Source organism: Streptomyces sp. MUM 2J, assembly GCF_022414535.1.
In the GTDB taxonomy this organism is placed as follows: Bacteria; Actinomycetota; Actinomycetes; order Streptomycetales; family Streptomycetaceae; genus Streptomyces.
The window spans coordinates 23,023-46,878 of the sequence record NZ_JADWYM010000011.1 but is presented as its reverse complement, the minus strand read 5'-3'; the positions used below and the strand labels follow the sequence as shown (position 1 = coordinate 46,878).

21 protein-coding genes, 1 pseudogene and 1 riboswitch are annotated in these 23,856 nt (G+C 70.5%); of the genes and pseudogenes, 8 read left to right on the top strand and 14 right to left on the bottom strand.

What is annotated here, in order from left to right:
* Positions 1-75: 75 nt before the first annotated feature.
* From I3F54_RS12630 to I3F54_RS12605, 6 genes are all read right to left on the bottom strand, one after another.
* Positions 76-1,032, bottom strand: a complete 957-nt coding sequence (locus I3F54_RS12630; RefSeq protein ID WP_240118883.1) for a ribonucleotide-diphosphate reductase subunit beta — start codon at positions 1,030-1,032, stop codon at positions 76-78.
* A gap of 56 nt (positions 1,033-1,088) precedes the next feature.
* Positions 1,089-3,464: a ribonucleoside-diphosphate reductase subunit alpha gene (locus I3F54_RS12625; RefSeq protein WP_240118799.1), complete on the bottom strand. Its 2,376-nt coding sequence runs from the start codon at positions 3,462-3,464 to the stop codon at positions 1,089-1,091.
* A 142-nt stretch (positions 3,465-3,606) separates the two neighbouring features.
* A riboswitch (cobalamin riboswitch) is annotated at positions 3,607-3,685 on the bottom strand.
* Positions 3,686-3,762: 77 nt separating this feature from the next.
* On the bottom strand, positions 3,763-4,269 hold the full coding sequence (locus tag I3F54_RS12620) for a GNAT family N-acetyltransferase (protein WP_240118798.1): 507 nt from the start codon (positions 4,267-4,269) through the stop codon (positions 3,763-3,765).
* Positions 4,270-4,395: 126 nt separating this feature from the next.
* Positions 4,396-6,006 (bottom strand): monocarboxylate uptake permease MctP, encoded by a 1,611-nt coding sequence (mctP, locus tag I3F54_RS12615; protein ID WP_240118797.1) that lies wholly within the window; start codon positions 6,004-6,006, stop codon positions 4,396-4,398.
* Positions 6,003-6,269 (bottom strand): DUF3311 domain-containing protein, encoded by a 267-nt coding sequence (locus I3F54_RS12610; protein WP_240118796.1) that lies wholly within the window; start codon positions 6,267-6,269, stop codon positions 6,003-6,005. The genes mctP and I3F54_RS12610 overlap by 4 nt, the downstream gene beginning before the upstream one ends.
* A gap of 166 nt (positions 6,270-6,435) precedes the next feature.
* On the bottom strand, positions 6,436-7,200 hold the full coding sequence (locus I3F54_RS12605) for a GntR family transcriptional regulator (protein ID WP_240118795.1): 765 nt from the start codon (positions 7,198-7,200) through the stop codon (positions 6,436-6,438).
* Positions 7,201-7,610: 410 nt separating this feature from the next.
* Here I3F54_RS12605 and I3F54_RS12600 point away from each other — a divergent pair, with 410 nt between their 5' ends.
* The 4 genes from I3F54_RS12600 to I3F54_RS12585 all read left to right on the top strand — a co-directional run bounded on the left by I3F54_RS12600 (position 7,611) and on the right by I3F54_RS12585 (position 12,320).
* On the top strand, positions 7,611-8,894 hold the full coding sequence (locus I3F54_RS12600; protein WP_240118794.1) for an extracellular solute-binding protein: 1,284 nt from the start codon (positions 7,611-7,613) through the stop codon (positions 8,892-8,894).
* Positions 8,895-8,967: 73 nt separating this feature from the next.
* On the top strand, positions 8,968-9,951 hold the full coding sequence (locus I3F54_RS12595) for a carbohydrate ABC transporter permease (RefSeq protein WP_240118793.1): 984 nt from the start codon (positions 8,968-8,970) through the stop codon (positions 9,949-9,951).
* On the top strand, positions 9,948-10,790 hold the full coding sequence (locus tag I3F54_RS12590; protein WP_240118792.1) for a carbohydrate ABC transporter permease: 843 nt from the start codon (positions 9,948-9,950) through the stop codon (positions 10,788-10,790). The genes I3F54_RS12595 and I3F54_RS12590 overlap by 4 nt, the downstream gene beginning before the upstream one ends.
* Before the next feature lie 9 nt (positions 10,791-10,799).
* The gene (locus tag I3F54_RS12585) at positions 10,800-12,320 is read left to right on the top strand and encodes a glycoside hydrolase family 3 protein (RefSeq protein WP_240118791.1); all 1,521 of its coding nucleotides are present in this window, start codon (positions 10,800-10,802) and stop codon (positions 12,318-12,320) included.
* A 78-nt stretch (positions 12,321-12,398) separates the two neighbouring features.
* Here I3F54_RS12585 and nagB read toward each other — a convergent pair whose 3' ends face one another.
* Positions 12,399-13,184, bottom strand: coding sequence for a glucosamine-6-phosphate deaminase (nagB, locus tag I3F54_RS12580; protein WP_240118790.1), 786 nt, complete (start codon positions 13,182-13,184; stop codon positions 12,399-12,401).
* Positions 13,185-13,820: 636 nt separating this feature from the next.
* Here nagB and I3F54_RS12575 point away from each other — a divergent pair.
* Positions 13,821-15,287, top strand: coding sequence for a sensor histidine kinase (locus tag I3F54_RS12575; RefSeq protein WP_240118882.1), 1,467 nt, complete (start codon positions 13,821-13,823; stop codon positions 15,285-15,287).
* Between the two features lie 400 nt (positions 15,288-15,687).
* On the opposite strand, the gene I3F54_RS12570 is transcribed toward I3F54_RS12575, so the two are convergent.
* Together I3F54_RS12570 and I3F54_RS12565 are read right to left on the bottom strand one after the other, a co-directional pair.
* Entirely contained in the window at positions 15,688-15,945 is a 258-nt protein-coding gene (locus tag I3F54_RS12570; protein WP_003992873.1) for a WhiB family transcriptional regulator, read from the bottom strand.
* A gap of 319 nt (positions 15,946-16,264) precedes the next feature.
* The gene (locus tag I3F54_RS12565) at positions 16,265-17,233 is read right to left on the bottom strand and encodes a diacylglycerol kinase family protein (protein WP_240118789.1); all 969 of its coding nucleotides are present in this window, start codon (positions 17,231-17,233) and stop codon (positions 16,265-16,267) included.
* 126 nt (positions 17,234-17,359) lie between these two features.
* Between I3F54_RS12565 and I3F54_RS12560 the strand changes: the two genes are divergently transcribed.
* A complete protein-coding gene (locus tag I3F54_RS12560) occupies positions 17,360-17,800 on the top strand; it encodes a hypothetical protein (RefSeq protein ID WP_240118788.1) in 441 nt (146 codons plus the stop codon).
* A 6-nt stretch (positions 17,801-17,806) separates the two neighbouring features.
* Here the strand turns inward: I3F54_RS12560 and I3F54_RS12555 are convergent, their stop codons facing one another.
* From I3F54_RS12555 to I3F54_RS12545, 3 genes are all read right to left on the bottom strand, one after another.
* On the bottom strand, positions 17,807-18,901 hold the full coding sequence (locus I3F54_RS12555; protein ID WP_240118787.1) for an RNA polymerase sigma factor SigF: 1,095 nt from the start codon (positions 18,899-18,901) through the stop codon (positions 17,807-17,809).
* Between the two features lie 17 nt (positions 18,902-18,918).
* Positions 18,919-19,332, bottom strand: a complete 414-nt coding sequence (locus I3F54_RS12550) for an anti-sigma regulatory factor (RefSeq protein ID WP_240118786.1) — start codon at positions 19,330-19,332, stop codon at positions 18,919-18,921.
* A gap of 249 nt (positions 19,333-19,581) precedes the next feature.
* On the bottom strand, positions 19,582-19,842 hold the full coding sequence (locus I3F54_RS12545) for a UBP-type zinc finger domain-containing protein (RefSeq protein WP_240118785.1): 261 nt from the start codon (positions 19,840-19,842) through the stop codon (positions 19,582-19,584).
* A 61-nt stretch (positions 19,843-19,903) separates the two neighbouring features.
* On the opposite strand from I3F54_RS12545, the gene I3F54_RS12540 reads away from it, so the two are divergent.
* Complete coding sequence (locus I3F54_RS12540; protein ID WP_240118784.1) at positions 19,904-21,502, top strand: Na+/H+ antiporter; 1,599 nt, start codon at positions 19,904-19,906, stop codon at positions 21,500-21,502.
* A gap of 87 nt (positions 21,503-21,589) precedes the next feature.
* Here the strand turns inward: I3F54_RS12540 and I3F54_RS12535 are convergent, their stop codons facing one another.
* Positions 21,590-22,510: a 1-aminocyclopropane-1-carboxylate deaminase/D-cysteine desulfhydrase gene (locus tag I3F54_RS12535; protein ID WP_240118783.1), complete on the bottom strand. Its 921-nt coding sequence runs from the start codon at positions 22,508-22,510 to the stop codon at positions 21,590-21,592.
* An 11-nt stretch (positions 22,511-22,521) separates the two neighbouring features.
* Between I3F54_RS12535 and I3F54_RS12530 the strand changes: the two are divergent.
* Positions 22,522-22,893 (top strand): annotated as a pseudogene (locus I3F54_RS12530) (zinc ribbon domain-containing protein); the annotation flags it as partial.
* 63 nt (positions 22,894-22,956) lie between these two features.
* Here the strand turns inward: I3F54_RS12530 and I3F54_RS12525 are convergent.
* The gene (locus tag I3F54_RS12525) at positions 22,957-23,559 is read right to left on the bottom strand and encodes an N-acetylmuramoyl-L-alanine amidase (protein ID WP_240118782.1); all 603 of its coding nucleotides are present in this window, start codon (positions 23,557-23,559) and stop codon (positions 22,957-22,959) included.
* Positions 23,560-23,856 lie beyond the last annotated feature (297 nt).

The following is a 23,856-nucleotide window of genomic DNA, read 5'->3' as shown; positions in this document are numbered from 1 at the left end:
CGGCGCTCGTGGGAGGGTCCACGAGCGCCGGAACGATCCGCGATTCCACGGGGCCGCGCGGCGCGCGCCCAGGGCTCAGAAGTCCTCGTCGAGGTCGACCGTGCCCTCCACCGCCACCTGGTACGCCGACGGACGCCGCTCGAAGAAGTTGGTCAGCTCCTGAACACCCTGCAGCTCCATGAAGGCGAACGGGTTCTCCGAGCCGTACACCGGCGCGAAACCGAGCCGCGTCAGACGCTGGTCGGCGACGCACTCCAGGTACTGCCGCATCGACGCGGTGTTCATGCCCGGCAGCCCGTCGCCGCACAGGTCGCGCGCGAACTGGAGCTCGGCCTCGACCGCCTCCTCCAGCATGTCGGCGACCTGCTGCCGAAGCCCGTCGTCGAAGAGCTCCGGCTCCTCCTTGCGGACGGTGTCCACGACCTCGAACGCGAACGACATGTGCATCGTCTCGTCACGGAACACCCAGTTGGTGCCGGTGGCCAGACCGTGCAGCAGGCCCCGGCTGCGGAACCAGTAGACGTAGGCGAAGGCACCGTAGAAGAACAGGCCCTCGATGCACGCGGCGAAGCAGATCAGGTTCAGCAGGAAGCGGCGGCGGTCGGCCCGGGTCTCCAGCCGGTCGATCTTCTCCACCGAGTCCATCCAGCGGAAGCAGAACTGCGCCTTCTCGCGGATCGACGGGATGTTCTCGATCGCCGCGAAGGCCGCGGCGCGCTCCTCGGGGTCGGGGAGGTAGGTGTCCAGCAGCGTCAGGTAGAACTGGACGTGCACGGCCTCCTCGAACAGCTGGCGCGACAGGTACAGGCGCGCCTCCGGGGAGTTGATGTGCTTGTACAGCGTCAGCACCAGGTTGTTCGCGACGATCGAGTCGCCCGTCGCGAAGAACGCCACCAGACGCCCGATGAGGTGCTGCTCCCCGGGGCTCAGCCTGGCCAGGTCGGCGACGTCCGAGTGGAGGTCGACCTCCTCGACGGTCCAGGTGTTCTTGATGGCGTCCCGGTAGCGCTCGTAGAAGTCCGGGTAGCGCATCGGGCGCAGCGTCAGCTCGAAACCGGGGTCGAGCAGGTGCTGGGTTCGGGAGCTCGTCACTGGCAGGCCTCACAGGACTCGGGGTTTTCCAGGGAGCAGGCGACGGCCTCTTCGGGAACGGCCTGCTGTACGGGCACGGTGGCCTGCGCCCGGGCGGCGCGGGCGATGCGCGTCGCGGGACGCGAGCGCAGGTAGTACGTCGTCTTCAGCCCGGACTTCCAGGCGTAGGCGTACATCGAGGAGAGCTTGCCGATGGTCGGCGTCTCCAGGAACAGGTTCAGGGACTGGGCCTGGTCCAGGAACGGCGTGCGGGCCGCCGCCATGTCGATCAGGCCGCGCTGCGGGATCTCCCACGCCGTGCGGTACAGGTTCCGCACGTCCTCGGGGATCCAGACGAAGTCCTGCACCGAGCCGTTCGCGTCCCGCAGTGCCTCCCGGGTGCGCGCGTCCCACACGCCCAGGCGCTTGAGATCCTCCACCAGGTAGGAGTTGACCTGGAGGAACTCACCGGACAGCGTCTCGCGCTTGAACAGGTTGGACACCTGCGGCTCGATGCACTCGTAGACCCCCGCGATCGAGGCGATCGTCGCGGTCGGTGCGATCGCCAGCAGCAGCGCGTTGCGCAGGCCGACGGCGGCGATCCGCTCGCGCAGTGCCGCCCAGCGCTCCGGCCAGGCCGGCTCGACGCCGTAGTGGTCGGGGTGGAGCACGCCACGGGCCGTACGGGTCTTCTCCCAGGCCGGCAGTGGCCCGTTGCGCTCGGCGAGGTCGGCGGAGGCCTCGTAGGCGGCGAGCATGATCCGCTCGGCGATCCGGGTGGACAGGGCCTTGGCCTCGGGGGAGTCGAAGGGCAGACGCAGCTTGAAGAACACGTCCTGCAGACCCATCGCCCCCAGGCCCACCGGGCGCCACCGGGCGTTGGAGCGGCCCGCCTGCTCGGTCGGGTAGAAGTTGATGTCCACGACCCGGTCGAGGAAGGTCACGGCGGTGCGGACCGTCGCGTCCAGCCGCTCCCAGTCGATGCCGGTGCCGGTCACGAAGGCGCCGAGGTTCACCGAGCCCAGGTTGCAGACCGCGGTCTCGCCGTCGTCCGTGACCTCCAGGATCTCGGTGCAGAGGTTGGAGGAGTGGACGACGTGGCCGGGCTCGGCGGTCTGGTTGGCGGTGCGGTTGGCGGCGTCCTTGAAGGTCATCCAGCCGTTGCCGGTCTGCGCGAGGGTGCGCATCATCCGCCCGTAGAGCTCGCGGGCGGGCAGGGTCTTCCGCGCCAGGCCCTTCGCCTCCGCCGCGCGGTAGGCCGCGTCGAACTCCCCGCCCCACAGGTCGACCAGCTCGGGCACGTCCGCCGGCGAGAACAGCGACCACGGCCGGTCGGCCTCGACCCGGCGCATGAACTCGTCCGGGATCCAGTGCGCCAGGTTCAGGTTGTGCGTACGGCGGGCGTCCTCGCCGGTGTTGTCCCGCAGCTCCAGGAACTCCTCGATGTCCGAGTGCCAGGTCTCCAGGTAGACCGCCGCGGCACCCTTGCGCCGGCCGCCCTGGTTCACGGCGGCCACCGAGGCGTCGAGGGTCTTGAGGAACGGCACGATGCCGTTGGAGTGCCCGTTCGTGCCGCGGATCAGCGATCCGCGGGAGCGGATGCGGGAGTACGACAGCCCGATGCCGCCGGCGTGCTTCGACAGCCGCGCCACCTGGTGGTAGCGGTCGTAGAGGGAGTCCAGCTCGTCCAGCGGGGAGTCCAGCAGGTAGCAGGACGACATCTGGGGGTGCCGCGTGCCGGAGTTGAACAGTGTGGGGGAGGAGGGCAGGTAGTCGAGGCGGCTCATGAGCCCGTAGAGCGCCGCGACCTCGTCGGCGGAGCGAGGGGAGTCGTCCTCGGCCAGGCCGGCGGCGACGCGCAGCAGGAAGTGCTGGGGGGTCTCGACGACCTTGCGGGTCAGGGGGTGCCGGAGCAGGTACCGGGAGTGCAGGGTGCGCAGGCCGAAGTAGCCGAAGCGGTCGTCGGCGTCCCCGTCGGCGAGGGCGTCCAGCCGCTCGGCGTGCAGCCGTGCGAACTCCGCGGTCCGGTCGGCGATGAGGCCCTCGCGGTGGCCGGTCGCGATCGACTCGGTGAAGGTCGTCACGCCCTGCGAGGCGGCCTCGTCGCGGATGGTGAGGGCCAGCAGCCGGGCGGCGAGCCGGGAGTAGGCGGGGTCCTCGGAGATCAGGCCGGCGGCGGCCTCCGTGGCGAGGTCGCGCAGCTCCGCGACGGCTGCCTGCCCGGTGGCCCGCACGGACCGGCCGCGCAGGGCTGCGGCGGCCACCTTGCCGGGGTCGGTGTCGGGGAGGTCGGCGGTGAGCTCGGTCAGGGTCCGCAGCAGGGTGGTTCCGGGGCCGTCGGTCTCCTCGGGCACCGGGTCCGCTGAAGCGGGTTCGGCTGGCGCGATCGTCACGTGGGGGCTCTCCCTCGCTCGGCACGGGGCCTCGGTGAGGGCGGGGGCAGCACGAGCGCACACGGCGTCGCGTCCACCGGCCCATTCCACGAGGCCCGGACGTCGGAGCACACCGGCCGGACGGCCGGGTGCGCTGTCGGCAGGTCCTCGGACTGACTCCCGTGCGCGGACGCGCACGGGTACACCGTTGCGGGACAGTTCCGGATTCGCACCGGATTCCCCTGCGGCGACAGCGAGCATGAGCATACATCTTGTGCCGGGCTGTGGCGTCACCCCCAGATGTTGTGTTGTCCCCGTCTCAGAGTGTCAACTCGTACGTGAGCAGGGTCAGGTCGGGGATCTCCGGGAGGGGGTTCCAGTCCCGGTCCGGTGTGCGGACGAAACCCAGACGTTCGTAGATGCGGTGGGCGGTGCGCATGGCGGGCTGGGTCGACAGGACGATCCCCGAGCGCCGCCCGGTGGCGCGGGCCCGGTCGATGCAGGCCCGCACCAGGGCCTCCCCCGCCCCCCGGCCGCGGCCGGCGTGGGCGACGGCCAGCATCCTGATCTCGGCCTCGCCGGGCCGGGCGATGTCGGCCATGGGGCCGCCGTCGGGGACGAAGGTGACGCCGCCGAGCAGCCGGTCGCCCTGGACGGCGACCAGGACCTCGGCGGCCGCGGCGCGTTTGCCGACGTCGCGCAGTTCGCCGAGATAGGCGTCGCTCGCGCCGAAGTCGAGGAGTCCGTCGCCGAGGTAGGCCTGGGCGGTGATGTCGCCGAGTGCGGCGTGTTCGGTGGGTTCTGCGGCCCGGATCACGATGTCCATGCCGACGAGTGTGGACGACGGCGGGCCGCCGGTCATCGTGCTGTCCGGCGGCCCGTTGCGTTCGCTCCTGCGTGGCGTGCGCGGTGTACCGGTTTCGCGAGGTTCCCCGCGCGTGGTGGGGCCGGTTCAGTGGGCACTCTCCGCGGTGGCCGGCGGGAGCTCCACCTGGACTCCCGGGTCGCCCGCGTCCGCCGTGTAGTCGTCCGGCCGGGTCTCGTCGACGCCCTCGGGGGCCTTCAGGGCCTTCAGGACGAAGGTCAGGACCACGGTGACGGCCGCGTTCAGCACGAACGCCGTCAGGCCGATGTAGCCGATCTCCCCGATGCCCGGGATCTCCTTCGACGAACCGCCGAAGTGCTGCTTCGTCGGCGAGGCCACCCCGTAGGCGGCGACCGTGCCGTACACCATGCCGACCGCCCAGCCGGCCAGCAGCGCCCAGCGGTGGAACCACCGGGTGAACAGGCCGCCGACCATGGCCGGGAAGGTCTGCAGGATCCAGATTCCGCCCAGCAGCTGGAAGTTGATGGCGACCGTCTTGTCCATGGTCAGGACGAAGACCAGCGCGCCCACCTTCACCAGTAGCGACACGACCTTGGAGACCCGGGTCTCCTGGGCGGGCGTGGCGTCGGGCTTGATGAAGTCCTTGTAGACGTTGCGGGTGAAGAGGTTCGCCGCGGCGATCGACATGATGGCCGCAGGGACGAGCGCACCGATGCCGATGGCCGCGAAGGCCACGCCGGCGAACCAGGACGGGAACATGTTCTCGAAGAGCTGCGGGATCGCCAGCTGGCCGTTGGCGACGGTGATGCCGTCCGCGATCGCCATGAAGCCCAGCAGCGCCAGCAGGCCCAGCATCAGCGAGTACAGCGGCAGGATCGTGGTGTTGCGGCGGATCACCTCGCGGCTGCGCGAGGACAGGGTCGCCGTCACCGAGTGCGGATACATGAACAGGGCCAGGGCGGAGCCCAGCGCGAGCGTGGCGTACCCCCAGTGGCCGGCGGGCGCTGGAAGCAGACCGCCCTTGCCCGCCGCGGTGAACTTGTCACCCGCCTTGGCGAAGATGTCGTCGAAGCCGCCCAGCTTGATCGGGATGTAGATGATCGCCACCGCGATGACGATGTAGATCAGGGCGTCCTTGACGAAGGCGATGAGCGCCGGGGCGCGCAGACCCGACGAGTAGGTGTACGCGGCCAGTACACCGAAGGCGATCAGCAGCGGCAGGTCCTTCACGAACCAGCTGCTGCTCTCGCCGCCGCCGACGCCCATCACGTCCAGCACCGCCTGGATGCCGACCAGCTGGAGCGCGATGTACGGCATGGTCGCGAGGATGCCGGTCAGCGCCACCGCCAGCGACAGCCCCTTGGAGCCGAACCGGCCGCGGACGAAGTCGGAGGTGGTCACGTAGCCGTGCCGGTGCGAGACCGACCACAGCCGTGGCAGGAACGTGAAGATCAGCGGGTAGACCAGGATCGTGTACGGCACCGCGAAGAAGCCGGCCGCGCCCGCGGCGTAGATGGCCGCCGGTACGGCGACGAACGTGTACGCCGTGTACAGGTCGCCGCCGAGCAGGAACCAGGTCACCCAGGTGCCGAACGACCGTCCGCCCAGGCCCCATTCATGGAGGCTGTGCTGGTCCTCGGCCCTGCGCCAGCGGGCGGCCAGGAACCCCATGACGGACACGAGCAGGAAGAAGAAGATGAAGACGCCGAGCGCGACGCCGTTCACGCCGTCCTTCACTCGGACGCACCGCCCTTCCGCGAGGCGCGGGCGCGCTGATCACGGCGCCACAGCCGGTGTGCGACCACCGTGAGTCCGGTGGCGATGAGCACCCACAGCATCTGGTACCAGTAGAAGAAGGGGATCCCGATGAACGCGGGATCCGTCCTGGCGTACGAACCGACCCACAGCATCGCCACGAAGGGCGCGATCAGACAGAGGGCGATGACGACGCGCGCCGGCGTCACCACCTGCCCTCCGGACACTTCTGGGGCTTGTGACATCACGCGACTCCGTCCCCTCACTGATCACCTGTGCAAGCGCAGGCAATGTAGGTGACGGATAAAGCCCTGCGGAAGACCCCGTCCGTACTTCTGCCCGGAAAACCCGGCCGGTGAGTGATTCTCGCCGTTCCGCAACTCCCTTTCCCTGCCCCTTTGCTGAGGGTGCCTAATCCTGAGGCCGCTTCAGACGCGCCACGAACTTGTACCGGTCGCCGCGGTAGACCGACCGCACCCACTCGACCGGTTTGCCCGTCCTGTCCACGGAGTGCCGGGAGAGCATCAGCATCGGCAGGCCCACGTCGGTGCCGAGCAGGCCGGCCTCGCGCGGGGTCGCCAGCGAGGTCTCGATGGTCTCCTCGGCCTCGGCCAGATGGACGTCGTAGACCTCGGCGAGGGCGGTGTAGAGGGACGTGTACTTCACCAGCGACCTGCGCAGCGCGGGGAAGCGCTTGGCGGACAGGTGGGTGGTCTCGATGGCCATGGGCTCGCCGTTGGCCATGCGCAGCCGCTCGATGCGCAGCACCCGTCCGCCGGTGCCGATGTCGAGCAGGCCGGCGAGGCGGTCGTCGGCGGTGATGTAGCCGATGTCCAGCAGCTGTGAGGTGGGCTCCAGGCCCTGGGCGCGCATGTCCTCGGTGTAGGAGGTCAGCTGCAGTGCCTGGGAGACCTTGGGCTTGGCGACGAAGGTGCCCTTGCCCTGGATGCGTTCCAGGCGGCCTTCGACGACCAGTTCCTGGAGCGCCTGCCGGACGGTGGTGCGCGAGGTGTCGAACTCGGCCGCCAGTGTCCGTTCCGGCGGCACCGGGGTGCCGGGCGCCTGCGTTTCCGTCATGTCGAGCAGGTGCTTCTTCAAGCGGTAGTACTTGGGCACGCGCGCGGTACGGACGGTCGTCCCGGCCTCGTTCTCCGCACTGCTGACGTCGGTGCTCATGCTCTGCCTTCCCGGCCCTCGGTGCCGAAGCGACCGACACCCCATCGGCCGCGGCTCACATCGTGGCACGGCTTCGTGTGTGGGGGACCGCAGTGGGTGCCTCCGCACGCTCCGTGATCCCCTCTGTATACCCCCACCACCTCCTTTGGTCTAGTCCATAAGGCAGTGGTCTACCCGGGCGCATTCCCCGCGGTGGCGTCCGTTCTGGCCGCCGAAAAAAGAAAAGTCCCTGCATATCGCGGTCCCATAACGGACGGCGTGGGGTTCCTTGAACTCCCTTGACAGGCCTATTGGTCTGGGCCAAGCTCCAGCCTACTGGTCTACACCATTGGTCCAGTCCCGGCCCCACGCACCACAGCGTTCACCGCGGGGAGCCTGGGGGGTTTATGGGCATCCCTGAGGAGGGTGGCGTGAAGCGCAAGCTGATAGCCGCGATCGGTATCGCGGGCATGATGGTCTCCATCGCGGCGTGCGGGGACAGCGACAGCAAGAGCAGCTCGGACAAGGGCACCGACGTCAAGGAACTGACCGTCTGGCTCACCGTCGACGCGCAGAACAACTGGCCGGAGCTGGTGAAGGCCGCCGACGACGCGGTGGCGAAGAAGCACCCCGGCATCAGGATCAACCACGAGTACTACGGCTGGCAGGACAAGAACGCCAAGCTGGACGCCGTCCTGGCCACGGACAAGGCCCCCGACGTGGTCGAGATGGGCAACACCGAGATGCTCGCCTACATGGTCAAGGGTGCCTTCGCCCCGCTCGACCAGGCGAAGTTCGACAACTCCTCGGCCTGGCTGGACGGCCTCAAGGCCTCGGTGACCTACGAGGGCAAGACCTACGGCGTTCCGTACTACGCCGGTGGCCGCGTCGGCAACTGGCGCAAGGACGTCTTCGCCTCCGCCGGAGTGACGGCCCCGCCGAAGACCTACGCGGAGCTGACCGCCGCTCTGGACAAGGTGCAGAAGAAGGAAGGCGACAAGTTCAGCGCCTGGTACCAGCCCACCCGTGACTGGTACGCGGCCATGTCCTTCGTCTACGACGCCGGCGGCTCCATCGCCAAGGACGAGGGCGGGCAGTGGAAGGCCGACCTCTCCTCACCCGAGTCGGTCAAGGGCCTGACCGAGTTCAAGAACGTCGTCGACAAGTACATGCACGGCGACAAGACCAAGGACGAGTCCGACCGCTACATCGTCTACGGCCAGGGCAAGTCCGGCATGATCTTCGGTGCCGCCTGGGAGGGCGCCACCAGCGAGATGCCGGAGAACGACAAGACCGGCAAGCTCAAGGGCAACCTCGAGAACTTCGTCATGCCCGGCCCGTCCGGCAGCAACCTGCCCGTCTTCCTGGGCGGCTCCGACCTCGCCGTCCCGGTGAAGTCCGACGCGCAGGCGGTCGCCGCCGAGTGGATCAACGCGTTCACCGGTCCGGCCGGCCAGAAGGGCCTGATGGCCAAGGGCAACCTGCCGAACAACAAGACCGATCTCGCGACCCTCAAGAACGACCCGAAGACGGCCGTCCCGGCCACCGCGGCCGAGTCCAACTGGTTCGTCCCGATGGCCCCCGGCTGGGGCCAGGTCGAGAAGGCCCAGATCCTGCAGACCATGCTGCAGAACATCGGCACCGGCAAGAAGTCGGTCGAGGACGCCGCCAAGGAGGCGGACGCCGCGATCGACAAGGTCATCAACAACAAGTGACCTTCGGGCGGGGCTCCCGGCACGGGGAGCCCCGCCGTCCGTACGACCGTGAGGGACCGCTGAGGAGCGCGCGATGAGTGCCGCAGACACCACCACCCCTGCCAAGGTGCCGCCGCCGCGGCAGGCACCACCGCCCGCGCCGGCGAGCCCCGGGGGCAGACGCACCTCCGGCGGCGCCGCGACGCCGTGGCTGCTGCTCGCGCCCTGCCTGCTCGTCCTCGTCCTGGTCATGGGCTATCCGCTGCTGCGTCTGGTGACGCTCTCCTTCCAGAAGTTCGGGCAGTCCCAGCTGTGGGGCTTCCAGCCGGCCGAGTCGGTGGGCCTGGACAACTTCGCCAAGGTGCTGGGCGACAGCGAGTTCTGGGCCGTCGTCGTGCGCACGATCATCTTCGCGGGCGGCGCCGTCGTCCTCACCATGGTGATCGGCATGCTTCTCGCACTGCTGCTCCAGCGGGTCTCCGGCTGGCTGAAGACGCTCATCAACATCGTCCTGGTGGCCAGCTGGGGCATGCCCGTCATCGTCGCCACGACCGTGTTCAAGTGGCTCTTCGACACCGACTACGGCGTCTTCAACGCCCTGCTCAGCAAGGTGCCCGGGGTCGACATGATCGGCCACAACTGGTTCGCCAGCGGGCCGCAGGGTTTGGCCGTGATCATGCTGCTGGTGGTCTGGGGCGCGGTGCCGTTCGTGGTCATCACGCTCAGCGCCGGACTCACCCAGGTCCCCAGGGAGCTGGAGGAGGCCGCCCGGCTGGACGGCGCCGGGGCCTGGGGCGTCTTCCGGTTCGTCACCCTGCCGATCCTCAAGCCGATCATCGTGATGCTCACCACCCTGTCGGTCATCTGGGACATGGGTGTCTTCCCGCAGGTCTTCGTCATGCGCAACGGCCACCCCGAGGCCGAGTTCCAGGTCCTCAACACCTACTCCTACGACCGTGCCTTCGTGGTCAACGACTACGCGCAGGGTTCGGCGATCGCCCTGCTCACCGTGGTGCTCCTGCTCGGCGTGGTCGCCGTCTACATGCGCCAGATGCTGAAGATCGGAGAGGTCGAATGAGTACCGCCGCCACCACGGACCGCCGCAGGCCGCGGCTCGGCTGGAACCTCGTCGGCCTGCTGGTCTTCCTCATCGCGGGCTTCCCGCTCTACTGGATGCTGAACACGGCCTTCAAGCCGGCCAAGGACGCCATCGACCCGGACCCGAGCCTGCTGCCGACCGGCATCACCCTGTCCAACTTCAGCCGGGCCCTGCACGTCGCCGACTTCTGGGGCCCCGTCGGCCGCAGCCTGATCGTGTCGCTGACCGTGGTCCTGATCGGCATCGTGGTGGGCACGCTGGCCGCGCTCGCCATCTCCCGGTTCGCCTTCCGGGGCCGGAAGATCGTCATCGTGGGGATCCTCGCGGTCCAGATGGTGCCGCTGGTCGCCATGATCATCCCCATCTTCCTGCTCCTGAACGACCTCGGTCAGTACGACCGGCTCAGCGGCCTGATCATCACCTACCTGACCTTCATCCTGCCGTTCACGGTGTGGACGCTGCGCGGCTTCATCGTCAACATTCCCAAGGAGCTGGAGGAGGCGGCGATGGTCGACGGCTGCTCCCGCACCGGCGCCTTCATCCGGGTCGTCTTCCCGCTCCTGGCCCCCGGCATGGTCGCCACCTCGGTCTACGGCTTCATCCAGGCCTGGAACGAGTACCTCTACGCCCTGATGCTGCTCAGCCAGAAGAACCAGACCGCGACCGTCTGGCTCGGAAACTTCACCACCAAGCACGGCACCGAGTACGCCCCGATGATGGCCGGCGCCACCATGATGGCCGTGCCGATCGTCGTCCTGTTCCTCTTCGTCCAGCGCAAGATGGCCGCGGGTCTGACCGCCGGCGCCGTGAAGGGATGACACCCCCCGATGACGACAATCGCCAGCGGAACCGACACGCTGACACGTGACGCCCTGACGGTCCTCCAGCCCGGGTTCACCGGTACCACCGCCCCGGACTGGCTGCTGCGCCGCCTGGGCGAGGGCCTGGCCTCGGTCGGGCTGTTCGGCCGCAACATCGCCTCGAGGGGGCAGTTGGCCGCACTGACCGCGCAACTGCGCGCCGAACGCGACGACGTCCTGGTCGCCATCGACGAGGAGGGCGGTGACGTCACCCGCCTGGAGGTGCGCACCGGTTCCTCCTTCCCCGGCAACCACGCCCTCGGCGCGGTGGACGACGTCGAGCTCACGCGGGAGGTCGCCCACGAGCTGGGCCGCCGCCTCGCCGCCTGCGGGGTGAACCTCAACTGGGCCCCGTCGGCGGACGTGAACTCCAACCCCGACAACCCGGTGATCGGTGTCCGCTCCTTCGGCGCCGACACCGACCTCGTCGCCCGCCACACCGCCGCCTACGTGCAGGGCCTCCAGGCCGCGGGCGTCGCCGCCTGCACCAAGCACTTCCCAGGCCACGGCGACACGGCCGTCGACTCGCACCACGCCCTGCCGCGCATCGACGTGCCCGCCGACGTCCTGGCCGCGCGGGACCTGGCCCCCTTCCGCGCCGCGATCGCAGCCGGCAGCCGCGCGGTGATGAGCGCGCACATCCTGGTCCCGGCCCTGGACGCCGGGCGCCCGGCAACGTTGTCCCGCCGCATCCTCACCGACCTGCTGCGCGGCGAACTCGGCTACGACGGCCTGATCGTCACCGACGGCATGGAGATGCAGGCCGTCTCCGCGACCTACGGCATCGAACGCGGCAGCGTCCTGGCCATCGCGTCCGGCGCCGACGCGATCTGCGTGGGCGGCGGCCTCGCCGACGACGAGACGGTGCGGCGCCTGCGCGACGCCCTCGTGGCCGCCGTGCGCTCCGGCGAGCTGTCCGAGGAACGCCTGGCGGACGCCGCGGAACGGGTCCGTTCCCTGGCGCGGTGGACGGCCCGGGGGCCGCGCACGGCCGACGGAACCGGATCCACGGCCGCGCAGGCGCGCGCCGGGCGGCCCGACGTCGGTCTGGCCGCGGCCCGGCGCGCCCTGGAGGTCACCGGTGCCGACGGCTTCGCCCCGCTCACCGAGGCGCCCTACGTCGCCGCCCTCACGCCGGTGGCCAACATCGCCGTCGGTGACGAGACGCCGTGGGGTGTGGCCGCCGAGCTGGCCCGGCTGCTGCCCGGCACCGAGACCGGCAGCTTCGCCGGCGAGGACGCGGGCCACGCCGCCCTGGTCGCGGCCCGCGACCGCCGGATCGTGGCGGTCGTGCGCGACGAGCACCGCCACCCGTGGATGACCACGGCCCTCGACTCCCTGCTCGCGGCCCGTCCCGACACGGTCGTCGTCGAGATGGGCATCCCGCAGGCCCCGCGCCGAGGCGCCCTGCACATCGCCACCCACGGCGCGGCCCGCGTCTGCGGCCGGGCTGCGGCGGAGATCATCGCGGGCGGTGCGGGGGAGTAGTCTCCCCGCCGCGTCCGCACGTGAGCGAAGGCGCCGGGCTCCCACGAGGAGCCCGGCGCCTTCGGCGTCCGCGGCGGATCAGATCCCCTGCCACTCCGGCTTGTCGGCGTAGGTGTGGCGGAAGTAGTCCGCGAGCTTCAGCTTGGAGGCGGCGGCCTCGTCGACGACGACCGTGGCGTGCGGGTGCAGCTGCAGGGCGGAGGCCGGGCACACCGCCGCGACCGGTCCCTCGACGGTTGCCGCGACCGCGTCCGCCTTGCCCTCCCCGGTGGCCAGCAGTACCAGGTGCCGGGCCTCCAGGATGGTGCCGATGCCCTGCGTGATGACGTGGTGCGGCACCTGCTCGATGGAGCCGTCGAAGAAGCGTGCGTTGTCGACGCGGGTCTGCTCGGTCAGCGTCTTGATCCGGGTGCGCGAGGCGAGCGAGGAGCACGGCTCGTTGAACCCGATGTGCCCGTCGGTGCCGATCCCCAGCAACTGGAGATCGACCCCGCCGGCCCCGGCCAGTGCCCGGTCGTACGCCTCGCACGCCGCCTGCACGTCCGCCGCGGTGCCGTCGGGACCGATGAAGTTGTCCATCGGTATCCCGAGCGGTTCGAGCACCTCACGGCGCAGCACCGAGCGGTAGGACTCGGGATGGTCGGCGGGCAGTCCCACGTACTCGTCGAGCTGCGCTATCCGCGCGTGCGCGGGGTCCACGGCACCGGTACGCACCCTGGCCGCCAGCGCCCGGTAGACGGGCAGCGGGGTGGAGCCGGTGGCGACGCCGATCAGCGCGTCCGGTGTGCGCCGCAGCAGACGCGCCATGGCCTCGGCGATGAGCTCGCCACCCGATGCGGCGTCCGGAACGATGACAACTTCCACGCTGGCCTGCCGTTCTGAGAAAGGGGCGGGGAGGGCCCGGTAGGACTATGTGGTTTAGACCAATCTAACAGAATCGGCCGTCCCGGCCCATGGGGCCGGGCGCGCCGGACCGCCCCGCCCGTGTGCCTGTGGCGGGCGGAGCGGCGCGTTCGGTGTGCAAGTCTGGGAGGAGTCCGCCGCCCGCGGCCGTCGTCGCTCGTCCTGACCGGCGTGCGACGGCGCGAACAGGGAGGAACTGGAAGCGGTCGCGGAAATCGCCATGCCCATCTGGCCCCGTACCTGACCCGGTGCGGCTAGGCTGCGGGGGGACAGTGGCCGGACGCCGCCAACAAGCGGTCTCCGACGCATGGACACGCAGAGTGGTCTAGTCCACAATGCTGAAGTAGAAACGCGCAAGGGAGCGCAGACACGAGCCTCCGTCTTCCCCGCACAGGAAGGCGGACCGAGGAACCGGAGCTCTCTGCCCTGACTGCCCCGGCTCCTCATCCTTCGGCCGACCGGGACCGCACACCCCACGGCCGATATTGCTCCGGGCTGCGGTGCCGGGAGGGTTGAGGGTCCCTCCCAGGCGCCGCGGCCCGCGGGTGTTCTTCGGGCCCGTACACACGTGCCGGTACGCTCACAGACGTGCCCTCCATGAACGAACTGGTCCGCCAGCACACCGCCCTCGACGCCTCCGACCTCGAGTGGCTGCACCTGCTGGTCTCGGAGTGGCAGCTGCTCTCCGACCTCTCCTTCGCCGACCTGGTCCTGTGGGTGCCCACCAGCGACGGCACGCGCTACGTCTCCGTGGCGCAGATGCGGCCGAACACCGGCCCGACCTCCTACCAGGACGACATGGTCGGTCACCTCGTCCCGCGCGGTCGCCGGCCCCTGCTGGACGCCGCCCTCGACGAGGGGCGGATCGTGCGCGAGGGGGACCCGGAGTGGCGCGAGGAGGTCCCCGTACGGGTGGAGTCGATCCCGGTGCGGCGTGAGGGGCGCGTCCTCGGTGTCATCGCCCGCAACACCAACCTGCTCACCGTGCGCACCCCGAGCCGCCTGGAGCTGACCTACCTCCAGAGCGCCTCCGACCTCGCTCAGATGATCGCGGCCGGTTCCTTCCCCTTCCCCGACCAGCAGGTCGACATGGACGCCTCGCCACGCGTCGGGGACGGCCTGATCCGCCTGGACGCCGACGGCATCGTCCAGTACGCCTCCCCGAACGCCCTGTCCGCCTACCACCGGCTCGGCCTTGCCGCCGACCTGGTCGGCCACCGCCTGGGGCAGACCACCGCCGAGCTCGCCCCGTCCCGGGGGCCGGTGGACGAGGCCCTCGCCAAGGTCGCGAGCGGCTGGGCGCCGCGCGAGTTCGAGATCGAGGCCCACGACGGCGTGATCCAGTTCCGGGCGATCCCGCTCAAACCCAAGGGCACCCGCATCGGATCCCTGGTGCTGCTCCGCGACGTGACCGAACTGCGCCGCCGCGAGCGCGAGTTGATCACCAAGGACGCGACCATCCGGGAGATCCACCACCGGGTGAAGAACAACCTCCAGACGGTCGCCGCGCTGCTGCGGCTCCAGGCCCGCCGCATCGAGTCCGAGCGCGGCCGGGCGGCTCTGGAGGAGGCTGTGCGCCGGGTCGGGTCGATCGCGATCGTGCACGAGACGCTGTCGCAGAACCTGGACGAGCGCGTGGAGTTCGACGAGATCGCCGACCGCGTCCTCGCGATGGTCGCCGAGATCTCCCCGGGCAAGGTGACCGGCCGCCGCACCGGCCGCTTCGGCATCCTCGACGCCGAGGTCGCCACTCCGCTGTCCATGGTCCTCACCGAGGTCCTCCAGAACGCGCTGGAGCACGGCTTCCGCGAGGGCGACACCGGCACGGTCGAGGTCTCGGCCGTGCGCGGTGGCACGACGAAGGAGGCGCGCCTCCTCGTCACCGTCCAGGACGACGGTGCCGGCCTGCCCGAGGGTTTCGACCCGCACCGCTCGGGCAACCTCGGCCTGCAGATCGTGCGGACCCTGGTGGAGGGCGAGCTGGGTGGCAGCTTCGACATGGTCCCGGCACCCGAGCGGGGGACGCAGGTGGTCCTGGACATCCCGGTGCGCGCTCACAAGTAGCGACCCCGACACGCCCCCGCACGCCCCTCACCGCCTCGCGGCAGACGTCCCGCAACCCCCGCGGTCCGCGAGGCCGGCGGGACCCAAGTGGCCTATGCCACAGGGCTGTTGAGGGAGACGTCACACAGAGTCAGTGGCGGCGGTGGCCCCTGAGCAGCCGGGCGCGGGGTGCCGGACGGCGGGTGCGTGGGTGGAGCGCGCGACGGGGGCCGGGGCGCAGCAAAAAGCCCCGGACCATCGGGGGTCCGAGGCTGATGCTCGACTGCTGCTCTGCTACTTCAAGCGCATCGGGGATACTGCGCGCTGCGGCTCGGGGGCGGGAGATGCGTATGCCGTCCACGGACTCATGCCGTCCGGCACACGCGCCGCCAAGCTCAGGCTGTCAGCAGGGGTGGCTGCGTCAGGCGGAGGCCTGACGGGCCCGGTTGCGGGCGGCGCGGCGCTTCATGGCGCGGCGCTCGTCCTCGCTGAGCCCCCCCCAGACGCCGGAGTCCTGACCGGACTCGAGCGCCCACTGCAGGCACTGCTCGATCACCGGGCAGCGACGGCAGACGGCCTTGGCTTCCTCGATCTGCAGCAGCGCAGGACCGGTGTTGCCGATGGGGAAGAAGAGCTCGGGGTCTTCCTCGCGGCAAACGGCGTTGTGACGCCAGTCCATGGCTGCTACCTCTCCTTGGTATTACGTGCAAGTTGCTTGTGAATGTGAACGCTTTCACGAATCCCTCAACAAGGGAAGGGCCGACCGCCGGGTTGCCCGGCGTGGTCCTTGGTTTGAAGAGGGGTTCTGGTGATCAGTGGGAGGCCGGTCTTGCGGGCCGTCCCGATCGCCACGTAGAGACTCGCAAACCTCAGCGGCGGATACAACCCCTTCCGAAAAGTTTTTTTTGATTCTTCGGTGTCGACTAGGTCACAGCCGTACTTCCATGGGGTGGATCCTGGCCTAAACGTTCGAGTGAAAGGACTTTCGGCCCTTCCGCTCACACAATCACACGCAGTGCACGGCGTACGCCTGTGAACGTCACGCTGCTACGCAGCCCCAGGTGGTCACCGTCCATCTGGAGGGGCAGCGGAGCCTTCGAATGCAAGGTGAAGCGGTCCAGATCGTGCAGGGAGAGTGCATGCCTGCCGTGCGGTCCGCGCTCCGGGGACGAAGTGAGCAACTGGGTGCCATACCGGGCAACCGCGGCGGTCGACAGGCGGCTGAGACCGAATACGTCGAGCCCTGTATCGAACGAGGCCTTAGGTGACGCATAGATCGGGCGATTGCCCAGGAACGTCCAGGGCGAGGTGTTCGAGACTATGGAGAGAACGAGGTCCGTGACCGGTTCCTCGCCCGCCCGCTCCAGCGTGATCGCCCCGCGTCGGCGGTTCGGTTCGCCCAGCAGCTGTCGCATCACCTGGCGGACGTACAGCGCGTGCGTCGATCTCCTGCCGCGCTCGCGCTGCTGCTCGACCCGGCCGACCACGCCCGCGTCGAAGCCGAGTCCGGCGTTGAAGGTGAACCAGCGGGCCGGCGCGGCCTCGTCGGGGGTGCCGGGTGTGCCGCAGGCGCGCCCCAGGCCGACGGTGCGCTCACTGCCCTCGCGCAACGCGTCCAGCAGCGCGCCGGTTGCCTCCACGGCGTCGTTGGGCAGGCCCAGGGCTCGGGCGAAGACGTTGGTGGAACCACCGGGGACCACGGCGAGGCCGGGCAGCCGCTCCGGGTCGGGGCCGTCGTGCAGCAGGCCGTTGACCACCTCGTTGACCGTGCCGTCGCCACCGAGCGCCACCACCAGGTCGATGTCGTCGCTCAGCGCCGCCTGCCGGCCAAGATCGCGCGCGTGGCCGCGGTACTCGGTGGTGACCGCCTCCAGCTTCATCTCGCTGGCGAGCGCATGGATGAGCACGTCACGCGTCCGCGCACTCGTAGTGGTAGCCGCCGGATTGACCACGAGAAGTGCACGCATGACTGGCAGGGTACCTACTGGGCGGTACCGGGCCCAGCGCCAGGTGGGGATCCGACAGCGCACGACCTGGACCGGGTGCGGGAACCGGAGCCCGGGGGCCGGTACCGCGAGGGCTACCCTTCTGGGGTGAGCAGTGAGCAGACCCCCACCACCCCGGAGACCGCCGGCCCCCGCCCGCGGCGCCTGACGTACGCCGCGGCGCTCGCCGCCCTGGAGGGGCTCTCGCTGGTCGCCGGCGGGATCTGGATGCTCGTCCTCGCCGTCACGGGAGCCCCGGACGACCGGCAGCAGGCCGTCACCGGGGGCATCACCCTGATCGTGCTGGCCCTGCTGCCGCTGCTGGCCGCGCGCGGGCTGCTCGCCCGCCGCAGCTGGAGCCGCGGCCCCGCCGTCATCACCCAGATCATGGCGCTGCCGGTGGCCTACAGCCTGCTCACCTCCGACGGCAGCGGGATTCCCGTCGGGATCGTGCTCGCCGCCGCCGCCGTCACCTCGCTGGTCCTGTTGATCAACGCGGAGACCACGCGGGCCCTCGGGATCCGGGGGCCCGGCCGCGCGGGGGAGTGATCCCGCTCACTCCTCGACGAGGAGCTTCTCCCGCAGCTGCGCCAGCGTCCGCGCGAGCAGCCGCGAGACGTGCATCTGGGAGATGCCGACCTCCTGTGCGATCTGCGACTGGGTCATGTTGCCGAAGAAGCGAAGCAGCAGGATCCGCTTCTCGCGCGGTGGGAGGTCCTCCAGCAGCGGCTTGAGCGACTCCCGGTACTCCACGCCCTCCAGTGCCTCGTCCTCCGCACCGAGGGTGTCGGCGACCGCCGGGGACTCGTCGTCGGTGTCGGGCACGTCCAGGGACAGCGTGGAGTACGCGTTGGCGGACTCCAGGCCCTCCAGGACCTCCTCCTCCGAGATCGCGAGCTTCTCGGCGAGTTCGTGCACCGTGGGGGAGCGGCCGTGCAGCTGCGACAGCTCGGCCGTCGCCGTCGTCAGCGCGAGCCGCAGCTCCTGGAGCCGGCGCGGCACCCGCACCGCCCAGCCCTTGTCGCGGAAGTGCCGCTTGATCTCGCCGACGACCGTCGGGGTCGCGTACGTCGAGAACTCCACGCCGCGATCCGGGTCGAACCGGTCCACCGACTTGATCAGGCCGATGGTGGCGACCTGCGTGAGGTCGTCGAGCGGCTCGCCGCGGTTGCGGAAGCGGCGCGCGAGGTGCTCGACGAGCGGCAGGTGCATGCGGACGAGCCGGTTGCGCAGCTCGGCGTACTCTGGGCTGCCAGCCTTCAGCGCGCGCAGTTCGACGAACAGCGCGCGGGCCCCGCTGCGGTCGTGCGGATCGTGCCGCACGCCCGGGGCGCCCTGCCCGCCCGGCGCGTCGTCCCCGGCGTGTCGCTGGTGCTCGCTCATCGTCCCGCCCGTTGCCCTTCCCCGAGCTCTCGCCTGTGCTCGGACAGGGGTGACCCCGATCCGCTCGTTCAGAGGCGTGCTCTGCGCGGCATCGTCGCGATCCCGCCGCCCGCCCTCGGGGACGACCACATCAGCGGGATCGTCCACCGGGTGCTGCCGGGCCTGTTCCGGGATGCCGTCGATGCCGTCCGCCGCGCGCCGGGACGCGCCCTGGGCACCCAGGGCGTTCCCGGCCGGCAGTTCGCGTGTGCCTTCTTCGTCCCGCACCGGCCCGTCCCCGTCCCTCACGCCGGCCCGGGTCCCGCGCCGCGCTGTTTGTAGAGGCTGATCGAAACGGTTTTGTCGTCGTCCACGGCGGAGGAGACCTTGCCCGCCAGTGCAGACAGCACCGTCCAGGCGAAGGTGTCACGGGAGGGGGCGTGGCCGTCGGTGGTCGGCGCCGACACGGTCACCTCCAGCGAGTCGTCGACGAGACGGAAGACACAGGAGAGCACCGATCCGGGCACGGCCTGCTGAAGCAGGATCGCGCAGGCCTCGTCCACCGCGATGCGCAGGTCCTCGATCTCGTCGAGTGTGAAGTCCAAACGGGCCGCGAGACCGGCCGTGGCCGTCCGCAGCACCGACAGGTAGGCACCCGCAGCCGGCAGCCGGACTTCCACGAAGTCCTGGGTCACGGGCTCGCCGTCGATCTGGGACACCCTCACCTCCAAGGTGGTACAAGCTGTTCGGGGCCGGGGGTCGCCCCCCGGGGTAACGCGACGTGTGGTTCAGCGGTGACGCTATCGCGCTCTGAACAATCCTGTCCCCGGGACCCCAACCCCTTGCCGTCACTCATAGTAAAGCTCCGGATACGCTCCGTGGCTAGAGGGTGAGCGGGCCCAATTGGGAAGAGCGCGCGCCGGGTTGACGTACCCAGACGTCAGACGTCCGAACCGTACCCGCCGGACTCACACCAGGACATGGTCCACGAAGCACCACCGCCAGTCCTCACCCGGCTCGAAGGTCCGCATCACGGGATGACCGGACCCGGTGTGGTGGCTGGTTGCGTGCCGCCCCGGCGACGAGTCGCAACAGCCCACGTGCCCGCACGTCAGGCACAGCCGCAGTTGCACCGGGTGGGTGCCGTCCCGCAGGCAGTCCGGACACGTCTCGCTCAGCGGGGCCGGTTCCGGGAGCGGCAGCGCGCCCGCGTGCGTGCACTGTTTCATGATTGCCAGATTACGACGGCTGTGCGGGTGACCGCGCGGAAAAAGAGGGTGGGCGAGGCCGATGGACGTGATGCCGCTGCTCCTGCTGGTGGCGGGCAGCGCCGCGATCGCCGCGGCGGGCCGGCGCAGCCCGGTGCCGGCCCCGCTGCTGCTGGTCGCGGCCGGCCTCGCGGTGTCGTACGTGCCCGGAGTCCCCGACTACACCCTCGAACCGGACGTCGTCCTGCCGCTGCTGCTGCCCCCGCTGCTGTACACGTCGGCCACCGACAGCTCCTACCTGGACCTGAGGGCGCAGAAGCGCCCGGTGGCGCTGCTCTCCGTGGGATACGTGCTGTTCGCGACCGTGGTCGTCGGATGGGCGGCCTACGTGATCGTGCCCGGCCTTCCACTGACCGCGGCGCTGGTGCTGGGAGCCGTGGTGGCGCCACCGGACGCGGTGGCGGCGTCGGCGGTGGCCCGCCGGGTCGGACTGCCCTCGCGGATCACCACGATCCTCCAGGGCGAGTCCCTCCTCAACGACGCCACCGCGATCACCGCCTACAAGGTCGCCGTCGCCGCGGCCGTCGGCGAGGGCGCCTCATGGGGCGGCGGGATCCGGGAGTTCCTGGTCGCGGCGGTCGGCGGCGTCGCCGTGGGCCTGGTGCTGATGGCGCCGCTCCACTGGCTGCGCACCCGTCTGACGGAGCCGCTCCTGCAGAACACGCTCTCCCTGCTCATCCCGTTCGTCGCCTATGCCGCCGCCGAGCAGTTCCACGCCTCCGGTGTGCTCGCCGTGGTAGTCGTCGCGCTCTACCTCGGGCATCGCGCCTGGGAGGTCGACTTCGCCACCCGCCTCCAGGAGGAGGCCGTGTGGAAGATGGTCGCCTTCGTCCTGGAGTCGGCGGTCTTCGCGCTGATCGGCCTCCAGCTGCCCGTGGTGCTGCGGGGCCTGGGCGAGTACGAGGGGATCGATGCCGTCCGGTACGCGGTCGCCGTCTTCCTCGTCGTCGTCGCGGCCCGCTTCCTGTGGGTGTACCCGGCGACCTTCCTGCCGCGGATGCTCTCGGCGCGGATCAGGACGCGCGAGGAGAACCCCACCTGGCGCGGACCCGTCGTCATCGCCTGGGCCGGGATGCGCGGCGTGGTCTCCCTCGCCATCGCCTTCTCCATCCCGCTCACCGTGCACCACGGCGAGGAGCCCTTCCCGCAGCGCGACCTGATCCTCTTCCTCACCTTCACCACCGTGATCGGCACGCTGGTCGTGCAGGGCCTGACGCTGCCGCCGCTGATCAGGCTGCTGAAGTTCCCCGGCCGGGACGTCCGGGCCGAAACCCTCGCCGAGGCCAACGCCCAGGCCCAGGCGTCCCGGGTCGCCGAGGAGCGCCTCGAGGCGCTCCTCGGCGACGAGCGCAACGCCCTCCCCCCGCCGCTCGCCGACCGCCTGCGCACCGTCCTCGAACGCCGCCGCAACGCCGTCTGGGAGCGGCTCGGCCAGGTCAACCCGGTCACCGGGGAGACCGTCGACGACACCTACCGCAGACTCTCCCGCGAGATGATCAGCGCCGAACGCGAGGTCTTCGTGAAGCTCAGGGACGGCCGCCACATCGACGACGAGATGCTGCGCACCCTGCTGCGGCGGCTGGACCTGGAGGAGGCCGCAGCCTTCCGGGAGGCGGCCTGAACAGGGGGAACGGCCTGGCCGGGGGACGAATGGACCGGAGCGGCCCGGACCGGCCGCGAGGCCACGCACCGCACAGGGGCGGCGGGCTCAGACGAGCGGGCGCCCGGTGACCACGGCGGCGACGGTCGTCCCGCGCGGGAAGGCGCCCTCGGCCGCGAGGACGACGAGTCCGTACAGCAACTTGGCGACATAGAGACGTTCCACGGGCAGGCCGTGGCGCTGCTCGAAGTCCACGGCGAAGGCCTCCAGCTCTGCCGGTACGCGGGCGTACCCCCCGAAATGGAAGCGGTCGGCGAGGGACCAGTCGCCGCGCGGCCCACCGTACGCCTGCGCCTGCAGCCGCCGTATCTCCTCCGTCAGGAATCCGCCCCGCAGGACGGGGACGCCGAGCGCGCGCTGCGCGGGGTCGAGGCCGGCGGCCAGCCCGGCGAGCGTGCCGCCGGTGCCGCAGGCCACGGCGGCGACGTCCGCGGCCGTGCGGAGTTCGGCGCCGAGCTGCGCGCAGCCGCGGACGGCGTGCGCGTTGCTGCCCCCCTCGGGGACGACGTGGGCGCCGGGCGTGCCCACCGCGCGCAGGATCCGCCGCAGCGTCTCCGGCTCGGCCTTGCGGCGGTACGTCGCCCGGTCGACGAAGTGCAACCGCATGCCGTCGGCCGCGCACCGGGCCAGGGAGGGGTTGAGGGGGCGGTCGGCCAGCTCATCGCCGCGGACCACGCCGGCCGTGGGCACGCCGAGGAGGCGGCCCGCGGCAGCGGTGGCGCGCAGATGGTTGGAGTAGGCGCCCCCGAAGGTGACGATCGGGCGGCCGGCCGCCGCGTCGAGGTTGGGGGCCAGCTTGCGCCACTTGTTGCCGGTCAGCTGCGGGTGGATCAGGTCGTCGCGTTTGAGGACCAGGCCGACGCCCTGCCGCCCGAAGCGGTCGTCCCGCACCTCCTGGACGGGGGAGGGCAGGCGGGGCTGAAGGACGTCCGGACCGGTCACCGCACCATTGTCACCGTCGTCGGCCATCCGCTCACTTCAGCGAGGCTGAACGCACCTCGGCCGGAACTGCCCTGGAAGACCTGGGCGGCATCCGGCAGAGGGTACGGCTCCGCAGGCCCCAACGGGTCACCCTCCGCTCCTGGGCCTTCGCCCAGCCCGGAGAGTCCATCGCGTACAAGGCACGCCGCGCAGGCGTGCCCGTGGTCCACGTCGACCCCGCCCACACCTCGCAGACCTGCTGCGAGTGCGGGCACGTCGACAGGAAGAACCGGGTCGACCAGGCCCTCTTCATCTGCCGGAACTGCGGGGTCGTTGCTCACGCGGACCGGAACGTTTCCCACAACATCGCCCAACGTGGCGCCGTGGTGTGGAATGCGGGGCGTGAGTCACGCGTCCCTGCCACCCCGTAAGGGGAGTCTGGACGGAGGAGTCCACCCAGCAGTCAGCTGGGCACTACCTCCAAGCCCGGTCCTTCAGGACCGGGTCAAGTCGACGCGGTCCCGGATCCGCTCCCGCAGGGAGGCCATCGTGAAGCCCCGTGGGTCCACCTTCCCCGGCTGCCACTCCAGGTGTCCGATCACCGACCGCTCCGTCCAGCCGTGCCGCCGGCAGACCGCCGCAGCGGCCTTCTCGACGGCCGTCAGCTGCTCCGGCGGCCAGGGGTCCGTGCCGTCGCCGAGGTTCTCGCACTCGAAGCCGTAGAAATGACGGTTGCCGTCGACGCAGGCCTCGTTGTCGTGCGGGAGGGCCCTCTCCGCGATCACGGCGCGCAGGACGTCGTCGTCACCGAGTCCGGCGTGGTTCGCCCGGCCGTGGCCGACGAGATGGACGGAGCCGTCCTTGGTGATGACGCCGTGGCACAGCGGGCCGGGCAGCCCGGCGTAGCCCGTGCGGCACAGCTCGACGGTCCGGGCGGCGCCCCGGGACACCGTGTGATGGATCATCACGCCGTGGACGGGACCCCACGGGCCCTTGTGGTTGCGGTTGTGGCGACGCCAGTCGCCGACCTCGACGACATGCAGGCCCTCGTCCCTCAGGGCCTCCAGGATCGTGTGCGCGGACAGGGGAGAGGCCATGTGCCGCCTCCTTCGTGCTGCTGTTCCGCGGCTGCCGGTCGCAGCCGCCGCATACCGGCGCTTGTACCGAAACCGCCGGACAAGGCACACATCGTTCGTACGGTGTGCGAGCAGTTCCGGACAGGGGACGGAGGGACCCGTGGGGCGGAGGTGCTGGACAGGATCCTTCTTTTTGCCCAGTCGACGGAGATCCAATCCCGCTCTTTCGTGTAATAGCACCGGCACGTTGCGTGATGAAAGGCTGGTCGCGAGATCGATGCCCGGCGCAGTTCGGCGCCGTTGCATGACCGGGAGGGC